The 12756-nt window shown below is 60.4% G+C and carries 6 protein-coding genes; 5 read left to right on the top strand and 1 reads right to left on the bottom strand.

Annotated features, from left to right (window positions below):
- Nucleotides 1-475: 475 nt before the first annotated feature.
- The 4 genes from LG373_RS09040 (at nt 476) to htpG (ending at nt 9928) form a co-directional block, all read left to right on the top strand.
- Nucleotides 476-1429 (top strand): SGNH/GDSL hydrolase family protein, encoded by a 954-nt coding sequence (locus LG373_RS09040; protein ID WP_225749616.1) that lies wholly within the window; start codon nt 476-478, stop codon nt 1427-1429.
- Between the two features lie 67 nt (nt 1430-1496).
- Entirely contained in the window at nt 1497-3365 is a 1869-nt protein-coding gene (locus LG373_RS09035) for an MFS transporter (protein ID WP_225749615.1), read from the top strand.
- A 125-nt stretch (nt 3366-3490) separates the two neighbouring features.
- On the top strand, nt 3491-7792 hold the full coding sequence (locus tag LG373_RS09030; RefSeq protein ID WP_225749614.1) for an EAL domain-containing protein: 4302 nt from the start codon (nt 3491-3493) through the stop codon (nt 7790-7792).
- A gap of 180 nt (nt 7793-7972) precedes the next feature.
- Entirely contained in the window at nt 7973-9928 is a 1956-nt protein-coding gene (gene htpG, locus LG373_RS09025; RefSeq protein ID WP_225749613.1) for a molecular chaperone HtpG, read from the top strand.
- A gap of 222 nt (nt 9929-10150) precedes the next feature.
- Here the strand turns inward: htpG and LG373_RS09020 are convergent, their stop codons facing one another.
- Nucleotides 10151-12082, bottom strand: a complete 1932-nt coding sequence (locus tag LG373_RS09020; protein WP_225749612.1) for a bifunctional UDP-sugar hydrolase/5'-nucleotidase — start codon at nt 12080-12082, stop codon at nt 10151-10153.
- A 106-nt stretch (nt 12083-12188) separates the two neighbouring features.
- Between LG373_RS09020 and LG373_RS09015 the strand changes: the two genes are divergently transcribed.
- The gene (locus LG373_RS09015) at nt 12189-12695 is read left to right on the top strand and encodes a nitroreductase family protein (protein ID WP_225749611.1); all 507 of its coding nucleotides are present in this window, start codon (nt 12189-12191) and stop codon (nt 12693-12695) included.
- Nucleotides 12696-12756: the final 61 nt, after the last annotated feature.

The raw sequence follows: 12756 nt of genomic DNA, 5'->3' as shown, positions 1-12756 counted from the left end.
CGCCGAGCGATGCGCGTGCGCGCGAAAGCGAAAGGCAGCCGGCCTGGGCGCGTCTGGAGAGGCCGCGTGCTGGGGTCGCACGTTGGGACGCGGCCTGGGAAGCCGTGCGTTGGGGCGCGTTTGGAGAGGCCGCGCGTTCGGGCGCCTGTTGGGGCCGCGCTCCCGCTCCCCGGCTGCGTGCCACGCGTCCGGGGCTCGTCCGGGCGCCCGTTGAGGCCGTTCGCTCGGCGCCCGTTGCTGCGCTTCCCGGCTGCGCGTTCGCCCGCGCGTCGCCGCGACCCGATCCCGCAGCCAGCGCACGCTGCGACCCGACCTCGCAACCCGATCCCGCAGCCCGCGCGCCGCCGCGACCCGATCTCGCGGCGGCCCGACGGCAATCCGGCTCGCACCGGCTTGTGGCTTTCGGCTTGCAGCATATATGTGCTGCAGGTTCGTTCGCCTGCCTTTCGCGCTTGGCGAAGAGCCTTGCGGTATCATGGTCGCCAGACGAGATCATGGAAAGATGGCGGGTGATATGAAGCGGTTTTCGGTACTGGGCGACTCCATCAGCACGTTCGAGGGGTGCAACCCCGAAGGATTCGACGTGTTCTACGAGAACGAGCGTCGCGACGCAACCGGCGTTCGCCTTGTGGAGGACACCTGGTGGGCGCAGGTTATCGAGCAATGCGGCGGCGAGCTGTTGAGCAACGGTTCGTTCTCTGGAAGCATGGTGGAGGGCGCGGGTTTTCCTGCGGCAAACAGTGCTGAGCGCATTGCGGCGCTGGCGAAAGACGGCGTTGCGCCCGATGAGATCCTTGTGTTCATAGGCATCAACGATTACGGGTGGGGCGGCCCGGCCGCCCAAGCTGCGGGCCGCGGAAACGCCCTGCCAGCAACGCTTGATCTGTCCGCCATTCCGGAAGCCGAGGCGGGCCTGGCTTCTGCCGATGCGGCCGAGCGGTTCGGCCAGGCGTATAGTGCGATGCTCGCTCGTATGCGCGCTGCGTATCCGCAGGCCAAAGTGTGGTGCTGCACGCTGTGCCCCGGTCGCATGGAGGGCTCTGTCCATTCGACGTTCGCGTACCGGTTGCGGGGCGTTCATTTCGATCGCTATAACGACGCTATTCGCCTGGCCGCCGAATCGAACGGATGCTGCGTTGCCGACGTTCGCGCTTTGGGCCGCGATTACGAAGCTCTTGAGGGGACCCACCCGACAAAGCGCGGCATGGCGCAGTTTGCCCTTATGGTCTTGCATGCGATGGCAGCATGCGATGGCGGCTCGCTCGAAGGCCGCGCTTCGAGCCTTCTTGTCGATGACGCGTTCGGCAGCGCTCCTCGCTCGTTCGAGACGTGCCGGAAGCCCGCTTGCGTCGGTTGCACATACGCCGGAGCTACGGGAAACAAGTGGCTTTGCGTGTGCCGAAGGGACGACGAAGCGCGCAGCGAATAGAGCTGCCCGGCGCACGCGTCCGGCTCGCGGCGCGCCTCACAACAAAAAAGTGAAAGGATATTCCTTCATGCAAGGGAAACCTCTTGTTCTATTGCTGCTGGTTTTATACGGAGCAGCATTTCTTGCGGGGTTCAATGAAAACCTCGTAAACATGGCTCTCGTATCCATCATGGCCGATTACGGAGTGGATTCCGTGACGGCCCAGTGGTTGGTGACGGGATACATGATCGTTGCCACCGTGGTGGTCATGTGCATGGCGTTTCTATACCGACGCTTCCACTTGCGCACGCTGTTTTTCGCTGCATCGGCTTTGAGCTTCGCTGGTTCTGCGATGGGGCTTGTTGCGAACGGGTTCGAGATGCTGTTCGCAGCGCGCTTGGTGCAAGCGGTGGGCACGGGCATATTCATCCCTCTTATGATGAACACGATCGTGACCGTTACGCCCAAAAACAAACTGGGCACCTATTTGTCCATTGGTGGCTGCACCATCACGTTCGGTCCTGCCTTGGCTCCGGTGGTATGCGGGGCTTTGGTGACGACGTTCGGCTGGCACAGCATTTTCGTGGTTCCCATGGTTGCGATGGCGATCCTGTTCGGCCTAGGGCTTCGCTTCGTGAAGAACCTGGAAACCAGCGAAGCTCACCTTGACGTTCTTTCCGTCGTCCTTGCGGCCGTGCTGCTAACCGCGCTTTCGCTTGGGTTGGTGCAATTGACTATCGACGTGCCTTTGGCGCTTGGCTCTCTGGCGGCTTCGGCTCTTCTGTCGGTGGCGTTCGTCGTGCGTCAGCTGCGTTGCAGCCATCCGCTCATCGATCTTGAGCCGCTGAGAAACCGAGCCTTCTGGCCCGCGTTGTTGCTGGCAACCGTCTCGATGATCAGCATGTTCTCCATGAGCGTGCTGCTTCCGCTGTATTTCGAGGGCGCCGCCGGCATGACTGCTCTTTCCGCGGGGTTGGTCATTCTGGTTCCCGTGCTGGCGAATGCGGGCACGACGCTGCTTGGCGGACGCATTATGGACAAGCGCGGCGAATGGCCCCTGTTGCCGTTAGGCTTCGGTGCCATCGCCCTCGGGTTCATCGCCTTGGCGCTGGCCGGGCCTACGCTGTCTATTCCCGTTGTGTTCGCGGCCGCGCTGCTCATGTACGTGGCGGTTGGCTTCGTGTTCTCGCCTTCTCAAACAGCGGGCTTGCGCACGCTGCCGCCGCAGCAAAATCCGTTCGGCGTGGCTCTTATGACCACGGTTGTTCAAATTGCGGCATGCGTTGGCCCGTCCCTTTACATTGGCATCATGTCGACGGGACAGATTGCGGCCGTCGCTCAGGGAGCGAGCGCGTCCCAGGCTGCGGCCGAAGGGTTTTCGCTGGCCATGTTGGTGGCAAGCGGGGTGGCCGCAGCCGGGTTCGTGCTGTCGTTTCTGTACGCCCGCGCCGCGCGAAAGCGAACTGCCGAGCGCATCGGGCATTCCGTGCCGTGCCTGGCCCTGCTGATGGAGCCCGATCCGTACACGATGCCTGCCGATTCGACGGTAAGCCAGGTCATGCGCGCGTTCGTGGATCTTAAAGTGAGCGGCTTGCCTCTTGTGGATGCGGCGGGGCATCCGGTGGGCTTCGTGTCCGACGGCGACGTCATGCGCTATCTTGCCGACCGTCATCCGGTGGTCACGGGCGCGTACTCGCTTATGAAGGCAGCCAACGACCAGGGCATCGACGAACGCTTGCGCGAGCTCATGCTGCTGCCGGCGCGCACGATAGCCACGGAGAAGCTGATCGCGCTTGATGCCGACGCCACGCTCGAAGAGGCATGTTCGTTGCTGGCGTCGCGCCGATTGAAGAAGGTCCCGGTGGTAAGCGAGGGCCTTGTGGTGGGAACCGTCAACCGTTCTGACGTGCTGCGCTACGCCATGGACACGGTTTTGCAGGTCGCGCCGGTGCGGTAGCGGCAAAGGTTCTCGGCTGCTTTGTTATTATGTGTGAATATGTCGTACAATAATTCTCACGTGAAGGCAAAGACCAGGAGCCGACAAAGGCCGGCACCCGTTCCTTGGATAAAGGTGGTGCGCCCATGGGGGCAGCGTTCGGAGAGGTCGAAACCAGTGCCTATGTAATCGACGGCGACTATCGCATCGTCTATTTCAACGATAAGGCTGCGGAGTCTTTTCCTGGCTTGCAATGGGGAATGTGCTGCTATCACGCTTTGCGCGGCGAATCGGCGCCGTGCCACGATTGCCCGTTGCTGCTCGATCACAGCAACAAGGGCCTTCTGTACAATCAGGTGCTTCAAAGCTGGGTGGAAACGGAAGTCAGCGATATCGAATGGCCCGGTGCGGGCGATTGCCATATATTCTTGAGCCGCAAAACCGACAAGCCTGATTTAGGGGTGCCCGATTCTCCGCCGATCGATTCTTTGACCGGCTTGTACACGCGCGCAGCATTTTTCCGCGCCGTCGCCGACGCCCTTGCCGCCCACCCGAATCGCTCGTACTGCCTGATGGCCATCGACATCGAGCACTTCAAGCTGTTCAACGAATGGCATGGAGAAGAGGCCGGGGACCGATTTCTCGAAGAAGTGGGAAGGTTGCTCAGGGAGGCGTCGGTGCAGCAAAACGGCGTGGCGGGATACTTGCGCGGCGACGATTTCTGCATGCTGATTCCCTGTTCGCCCAAGGCGATCGAGGGTTTGCAAGGCCGTATTTCGCAAAGCACGCTACGGCATGGGCGGGGCATGGGGTTTTTGCCGGCCTTCGGCTTGTATCTTGTTGACGATCGGTCGCTTCCCGTAAGCACGATGTACGATCGAGCGTTGCTGGCGCTGGCTTCGGTCAAAGGCGACTACGCGCAGCGCTCGCGATGGTACGACGAGGGCATGCTGCGAGAGATCGAGGACGATCACTCCCTTTTGCTGGAGGTTCAGCGTGCCTTGTCGAACGGGGAGATCACGTTCTACGCGCAGCCGAAGTGCAACATCACTACGGGAAAGATCGTGGGCCTTGAGGCGCTCGTGCGCTGGGATCATCCCGAGCGGGGGCTGATTCCTCCTGATCGATTTATTCCCATGTTGGAGCGAAATGGGCTAATTACCACTCTTGACCTGCACATTTGGGAAGAAGTGTGCTGCTCTCTTCGCGAATGGATGAAAAAGGGACACGCGCCCGTTCCCATTTCCGTCAATGTGTCGCGCCGGGATTTGTACGCGTTGGACGTTCTTGCCACGTTCGAGGAGCTGATCCGCAAATACGGCATCGACCCTCGCTTGCTAGCGGTTGAAATTACCGAAAGCGCCTACGTTGAAGACTGCGATCTGATGGCGGTTATCGTCGATGGGTTGCACGATCTGGGTCTTTCGGTGCACATGGACGATTTTGGCAGCGGGTACTCGTCGCTCAACATGCTGAAAGACGTAAGCGTCGATGTTCTGAAACTGGACATGAAGTTGCTTGCGGCTGTGGACGCGCGCAGCCGCAAGGGGCGCGGCATTCTGGAATCGATCATCGGCATGGCAAGGCTCCTGGATATGCAGGTCATTGCGGAAGGGGTCGAAACCGAGTCTCAACGCGCGTTGCTTGCGCAGATGGGATGCTTGTACGGACAGGGGTACTTCTTCTACCGTCCCATGTCGAAAGAGGAGTTCGAGCCGCTTATCGCTGCTCGGAGAAACGTCGATTTCCGCGGTATGCAGGCCGATTCGATCGACCAGTTCAGCATTCGAGATTTGATTGAGAGCAAAATGCTGAGCAAAACCATGTTCGACGACATCATGGGCGCCTTGGTGCTGTACGACTTCCATGATGGCGAAGTGGAATTGCTGAGCGCCAACGAGCACTATTGCCAGCTTACGGGCATTGACCCCGTTGACCTGCACGAACAGCGGTATAGCTTCGCACGTCAGGCGTACGAGGCCGATTGGGACGAAATTGTGGCGGCATTCGAAAGCGCTCGCCAAAGCGTTCCGAACGGTGCTACCGCCGTGGTGCGACGCATGCGCGCCGGCGAAAAGACCGTTCATTTGCAAATGCGCCTAGTTTTTTTGCGCGAGCGCGACGGACATGCGCTTTACCTGGGGTCTTTGAGGGACGTGACTCAAGAGCAGCAGCAGGCGCGCCAGCTGGAAACCTCGCGTCGCGCGCTTTCTGCGGTGGCGGGCGCGAATTCGCCGGATTTCTCGCTGATGAACCTGACCGAAGAAAATCGCAAGACCGCCTTGTCCATTTCCGCTCAAATGTCGCCGGGCGGCTTGATCGGCGGGTACTGCGAGCCGGGCTTCCCTCTGTATTTCGCCAATGCGGCCATGGTGGACCTTCTGGGGTACGATTCCTACGAAGAGCTGGCGGAATCCATTGACTGGCAGGTTGGCAACACCATCCATCCCGACGATTTCGACTCGGTTGTGGCCGACATCGGCCCCGAATACTACGTGGGCCTTGAGTACACCACAACGTATCGCATGACCAAAAAGGACGGAACGTGGTTCTGGACCATCGACAAGGGGCGCGTCGTGGAGGCCGAGGACGGGCGGATGGCCATTGTCAGCGCGTGCACGGACATCACCGAAGTGATGATGGTTCAGCAGCATCTTGCGGAGCGCAACCGATTTTTGCTGAGCCGCAACGACGAGCTGGCGTTTTTGAACGAAGACATGCCCGGAGGATACCATCGCTGCCTCGACGGTCCCACGCATGACTTCTTGTATATAAGCGATCGCTTTCTTGAGATGTTCGGCTATACGCACGAAGAGATCAAGGAGCTGTTCGATGACAAGTACATGAATATGATTCACCCCGAAGATCGCGAGCGCGTTCTGAAGGGGGTGGCCTCCTTGAAGGAGGGCGATGCGCAGCCGTTCCCCTTGGAGTATCGCATGCGAGCAAAAAGCGGGTATCGTTGGGTGGTTGACCAAAGCCGCTTTTTGGAGTACGAGGGAACGTCGTTTTTGCAGGGCGTTGTGGTCGACGTGACCGAAACGGTTGAGCTTCGCAACATGATGCGCATTTTGATGGAGCATACGCCCAACGACATCGTGCTACTGTCGTGGTCCGACCGCGAACGCGTGCGCGCGCACGTGGTGGCGTGCGGGGTGTCGGGGAAGCACGGTCTTTCCTGCGAGCAGTACGAGAAGGTTGTCTTGGATCATCTGTATGCTCGGTCCGAGGAAGGCGAGCGTCGCCTTGTCGACCTGATTGCTGATAAAATCGAATGCGGGGAAGAGGCTGTTGTCGTTACGAAAGCCCGATTCTCAGGGCAGGAAGACGTTTGGATGCACATTGAAGCGCGCCGGGTCGAGATGTTGCCGGCGAAGCATACGGCCTTGTGCTTGTGCACCGATGTGACCGAAATCAAAGACCGCCAGCAAGAGCTTTGGCTTGCCCAACGAAAGCTCGAGGGCGTTTTGAGCCAGGCTGGCGTGAAAATTTGGGATTGGGATATGGAGAACAATCGACTGGTGCTTTCTCGAAGCGAGGTGGTCGATCGGGTGTTGGGCCATGTCGGTCGCATAGAGGAGAACCTGATGATAGTCGAAGGGTTCGACCTTGAAGACCTTCCGTTCCGTTACGTTCCTCCTGGATATCGGCAGGTGTTCACCAACTTTTTCCGCCGCGTTTACGCTGCGCGGGATCATGCCCGCTTGTCGTTCGAGGCGCCGTTCGAGCTTGATGACGAAACCACCATCTGGCTGGAGACCGCGTGCGAGACCGTGCGCGACGACCGAGGTCGGCCCATTCGCGCTGTGGGGTACTACCTTGACGTGACCGACCGTCGAAACGAGTCCTTGCGCAGCGAGGCGAACGTCGAGGCGCTGCGGCAGCTGAAGGAGCAGAGCGGGCAATTGGCTAAGATGGCGGAAACGGATGCGCTGACGGGGCTGCGCAATCGGCAGTCCGCCATTCCCAAGATAGAGGGTCGTCTGCGTGCTGTGCGCGAAGGGTCGTTGAACGAGCTGCCGTGCGCGCTGGTCATGCTGGATTTGGATTCCTTCAAGCTGGCCAACGACGTGTTCGGCCACGCTTACGGAGACGAAGTCATCACGCACGTGGCCAAATCGTTGCAAGCCGTGTTCCCCGATAACATCGTGTGCCGCATGGGCGGCGATGAGTTCTTGGTGTGGTGCGAGGACGTTGACGTTGCGTCGCTCGAGAACGCCCTTGACCGGGCTTTGCGCGCGATGGAGGTTCGTCGCGTGACGGATGGCCGCACCTTCTTGTTCTCGGCTTCGGCGGGGTATGTTTTGGCGCCGCAGGAGGGCGCTTCGTTCGACGAGCTGTATCGGAAGGCCGATGAGGCGCTGTTCTCGGCCAAGATGAACGGAAAGCGCTCATGTGCGGGGTATTCGCCCGATATGAAAAGCATCCGTTGCGAACTTGCCGAATGATCGAGGAGCAACTGCGGAGTATTGTGCGATGCGCTTGACATCTTTCGAGGTCGGTTTACAATCCTGATTTAGCACTCGAAGGCTGAGACTGCTAAATCAGGATGCTTCCATGCGCGAAGACGGTTGGCAGCTTGGCCCTTTGCATGACAGACGACGAAACGAAAGGGAGCGATGCCGACCATGCGCAAGTTCAAGACAGAGAGCAAGAAACTGCTCGACCTCATGATTAACTCCATTTACACGAACCGCGAGATATTCCTTCGCGAGCTTATCTCGAATGCGTCCGACGCGGTGGATAAGCTGTACTTCAAAAGCCTTACCGACAAAGATATCCAGCTGAGCAAGGACGAGCTGCGCATTCAGGTGTCGTTCGACAAGGATGCGCGCACCGTTACCGTCAGCGACAGCGGCTTGGGCATGACCAAGGACGACCTGGATCTCAATCTGGGCACTATCGCTCATTCCGACAGCATGGCCTTCAAGGCCGATAATGCCGAGGTGCAGGGCGAGGATGTGGACATCATCGGCCAGTTCGGCGTGGGTTTCTACTCCGCTTTCATGGTGGCCAAGAGCGTGCGCGTGGTTTCGAAAGCGTACGGCAGCGACGAAGCGTGGGCTTGGGAAAGCGACGGCGTTGAGGGCTACAGCATTTCCGAGGCGCAGCGCGACGGGCACGGCACCGACGTCATCCTTACGCTCAAGGACAACACCGACGACGACAACTACGATACGTTCCTGTCCGAGTACGGCTTGAAGAACCTGATCAAGCGCTACAGCAATTACGTGCGCTACCCCGTGCAGATGGAAGTTTCCAAGACGCGCGAGAAGCCGAAGCCCGAGGATGCGGGTGACGACTACACGCCCGAGTACGAGGATTACACCGAGGTCGAAACCATCAACTCGATGATTCCCATTTGGAAGCGCCGCGCCTCCGAAGTTACCGACGAGGAGTACAACGAGTTCTACAAGACCGACTTCCACGACTTCTCCGACCCGGCGCATACGTTCAGCATTCATGCCGAGGGCGCGCTCAGCTACGACGCGCTGCTGTTCATTCCGGGCCGCGCTCCGTACGACCTGTACAGCAAGGACTTCAAGAAGGGCCTGGCCCTGTACAGCTCCAACGTGCTCATCATGGAGAAGTGCGAGGAGCTTTTGCCCGACCATTACAACTTCGTGCGCGGCGTGGTGGACAGCCAGGACCTGACGCTCAACATTTCGCGCGAGACGTTGCAGCACAACAGCCAGCTGCGCGCCATTGCCAAGAAGATCGAGAAGAAGATCACCTCCGAGCTCAAGAAGATGCGCGACAACGACCGCGAGGCGTACGAGAAGTTCTTCGAGGATTTCGGTCGCGGCTTGGAATTCGGCATTTACACGAGCTACGGCATGTTGAAGGACGAGCTGGCCGAGCTGCTGCTGTTCTACTCCGCCAAGCAGCAGAAACTGGTCACGCTTGACGAGTACCTGGAAGCCGCACCGGCTGATCAGAAGGCTATCTACTACGCTGCGGGCGAGAGCATCGAGCGCTTGGGCAAGATGCCCATCGTGAAGACGGTGCTCGAGAAGGGCTACGACGTGCTGCTGTGCACGCGCGACGTGGACGAGTTCTGCTTCCAGTCGATGATGGCGTACGGTCCCGAGCCCGAGCTTGACGCCGACGACAAGCCCATCGAGGGCACCGGCCCCAAGGAGCTCAAGAACGTGGCTTCGGGCGATTTGGATCTGGCCTCCGAGGAAGAGAAGAAGGAAGCCGAAGAAACCGCCAAGGAGAACGAGACCCTGCTCGCGGCCATGAAGGATGCTCTGGGCGATGCCGTGACGAAGGTGAGCGTGTCGTCGCGCTTGAGTGATGCGCCCGCGTGCATTACGGCGGCGGGTCCGGTGTCGCTTGAGATGGAGCGCATCATGGCTCAGATGCCCGATGGGGCCGAAGGCCCGAAATCCGAGCGCGTGCTGGAGATCAACGCGAAGCACCCCGTGTTCGAGGTGCTGAAAGAAGCGCAGGCGGGCGGCGATGCCGATAAGGTGAAGCTCTACGCCGACATTCTGTACAACCAGGCGCTGATCGTGGAGGGCATGCCCATCGACGATCCCGTGGCTTACGCAAACGCAGTAACGAAGCTGATGGCCTAACTTGTTTCGGCGGTTGACGACCGCCGAAACATGCTGACGCTATGGCCCACGCGACGCACTGCGCGGGCCAGGACGACAGGTCAAGGAAGCTCGCATGCAACCTGCACGTTGAAACTGCCCCGCCGAATCGGCGGGGCAGTTCGCATTCGGGGCTCGTGAACGTGCGAATCAGGGACGCTGCGGCGGCCCGTGCGGCGTGCTGCGTTAACGAGGGCGCGCTCGTTACAGCTCCTGATGTGCGTCCAGCTTGTCCCGTGCGCTCACGGCGACGGCGCCTGCTGCAACGGCCGTCACGGCAGCTCCAATGACCACGGCTTCGGCAGAGTCGCCAGTGCGTGCGAGCGGCTTGGGATCGGGCTTGGCCGTCGGCGCCGGCGCTGGCGCCGGTTCGGGCTGGGGCTGGGGCTCTGGCTCGGGCGCAGGATCGGGACCGTTCTTGATGGCAATGCGCCCCTGACCGCCTTCGCTTGCGTATTCGCTGCCGATGACGCCTTTCAAGTCGTACTTCAGGTACTCGATCAACGCGGCGTTGTCCACGTCGAGCAGCACGGGATCGTCTGCCTTGAACATGGTCATGCCGTCGCCGCCCTCCATGATCATATAGGTGTGCGACACCATCTTGTACGTTCTTTCCGTATCGAGCGGCCGTCCGTCCACCAGCACGTCTCGCACGCGGTATTCTCCGGCCACGCGCACGAAGCTTCCCTTGTCGTCAATCTCGATGGACGAGGGCACGTCGGTGCGCACGGCGTAGGTTACGCCAGACGTCTGCATGAATCCGCCGCTTCCTTCGGGTAGCTTGCTCGCGCCCATTTCAAGTGCATCCAGAATGTTCTGGCCCTTGGTTTCTATGTAGCAGAGCTGGTTGCTGTAGGGCTGCACGTCGATAACGTCTCCGTACGTGATCGTTCCCGGTTCGATGTTCGCGCGGATGCCGCCGCCGTTGACAAGCGCCACCTCGGCCATTATGCCGCCATGCCAGGCGAGGGCCAGGTACGCGTCCGCCACGAAATCGCCTAGGTTCGTCTCGCGCTGACGAACGGCCCAGGTGTAGTTGTCGCTTTCGGTTGCGATAAGCCGTACGTCCGAATAGCCTACCTTCTGCCCCGTTATCGCTTCTATCTGGGCTTTCTTGTTGTTGACGACCGCCGCCGTTGCTGCGTCGATGCCGTCCCACGCCGTTATCAGCTCGCCTGCGCAGGCGCCCGCGCTTGCTGCAATCCTGTTGGCGGCGGGATCGATGGTGACTCGCCCGATGCTTTCAAGCTGGGTTCCCGTTTGCGTGACCAGCACTGGAACGCCGCCCTTGTTGAGCAGCGTGTCCACGTACTCTTCGTGAGAGTGCCCGTCGATCATCACGTCGATACCGGAGGTGTTCGCCACCACGCTGCTGCTGCTCCAACGCGGGGTCACGCCGGAGCGTCCCAGGTGCCCCATGGCAACCACGTAGTCCGCGCCGGCCTCGCGCGCTGCATCGACGGCGTTCTGCACGGCTGCGTACAGCTTGGAGCCCGAGTCGTCTTCGCAAAACCCGTAGACGTACGCGCCGCTTTGGTCCTGGAAATGCGCAGGCGAAGATTTCGTCAGCGACTCGGGCGTGCAGATGCCCACGAACGCCACGCGCTTCTGCCCGGCGGACGTTTCGTACGTGCGCATGGCATACGGGTCGAGCATGAGGTTGCCGGTGCGCAGGTCGGTGAAGTTGCACGACAGGTACTGGATTGGCCCGGCCTGCGGGTCCGATGCGTCCTTTGCGCGCGAAACCAGCACGTTGAACTGGTCCATTCCGTAGTCGAACTCGTGATTGCCGGGGATGGCCATATCGTAGCGACACTGTTTCATGATGTCGATCAGGTACTCGCCCTTCGAGAGCGTGCCCATGGCCTTGCCCTGCACGGCATCGCCCGCGTCGACCAGCGTGACGTTGTCGCCTCCGTAGGTCGAGCGTGCGGTTTTCACGTAGTCGGCCAGCTTCGCGTAGCCCAGATTCTCGTCCACGGCGCAATGCACGTCGTTCGTATGGACGATGACGATGGGGCCGGGTGCCGCGGCGGCTTCGATCTCGTCGGCGAGCGCGCGTCCGGGAATTCCCAGCGTTGCAAGTGCGACGGCGGATAGAGCGCAGAACGATCGACGGGTCATTGGATAGGCCATGGTGCCCCCTATTCATGAGAAGCGCGTGTTCTCCAAAACGCTGCGAGTAAGTATACTGCGGGTATGAAGCAGAAACGATCAGCGATTCCTGGAAAGGGAGGCTCTTATGGTTGAAGCGATTTACAAGCGAGCGAGCGTTCGTGCATTTACGGACGAAGCGGTGACCGACGATCAGGTGCGGGCGGCCCTGCGTGCTGCCATGGCCGCTCCCTCGGGCGGAAACCAGCAGCCTTGGGAGTTTTTCGTGGTGCGAGATGCCGAGCATCGTTCTCGGTTGTCCCAGGTCACGAAGTATGCGAAGCCGGCTGATGCGGCGCCGTGCGTCATTGTTGCCTGCATGCGCACCGAAGGCTTGCGCTTCCCTAACCTGGCTGTGCAGGACATGGGCGCCGCGGTTGAGAATTTGCTGCTTGCTGTGGCCGACATGGATCTAGGAGCGGTATGGATGGGTATTGCGCCTGATGAAGAGCCCATGAAGGCTGTTGCGGACATCGTGGGTGCACCGGAGGGCATTCAGCCGTTTGCCCTTGTTGCGCTGGGGCATCCTGCGGCACCGCCCACAGCGAAGGGTGCCGACCGTTACGAGGAGTCTCGCGTTCACTGGTTGAGCTAGCGCCGTCGCACGGCGCTGCAGTCGGTCGAGGAACGGGAGGGCGAGGGCGAGGGCGAAGGAT

This window comes from Paraeggerthella sp. Marseille-Q4926 (genome assembly GCF_916618935.1).
GTDB classification, from domain to species: domain Bacteria; phylum Actinomycetota; class Coriobacteriia; order Coriobacteriales; family Eggerthellaceae; genus Paraeggerthella; species Paraeggerthella hominis.
Note: the sequence above shows the minus strand (reverse complement) of the source record. Positions and strands in the feature narration are given on the sequence as shown.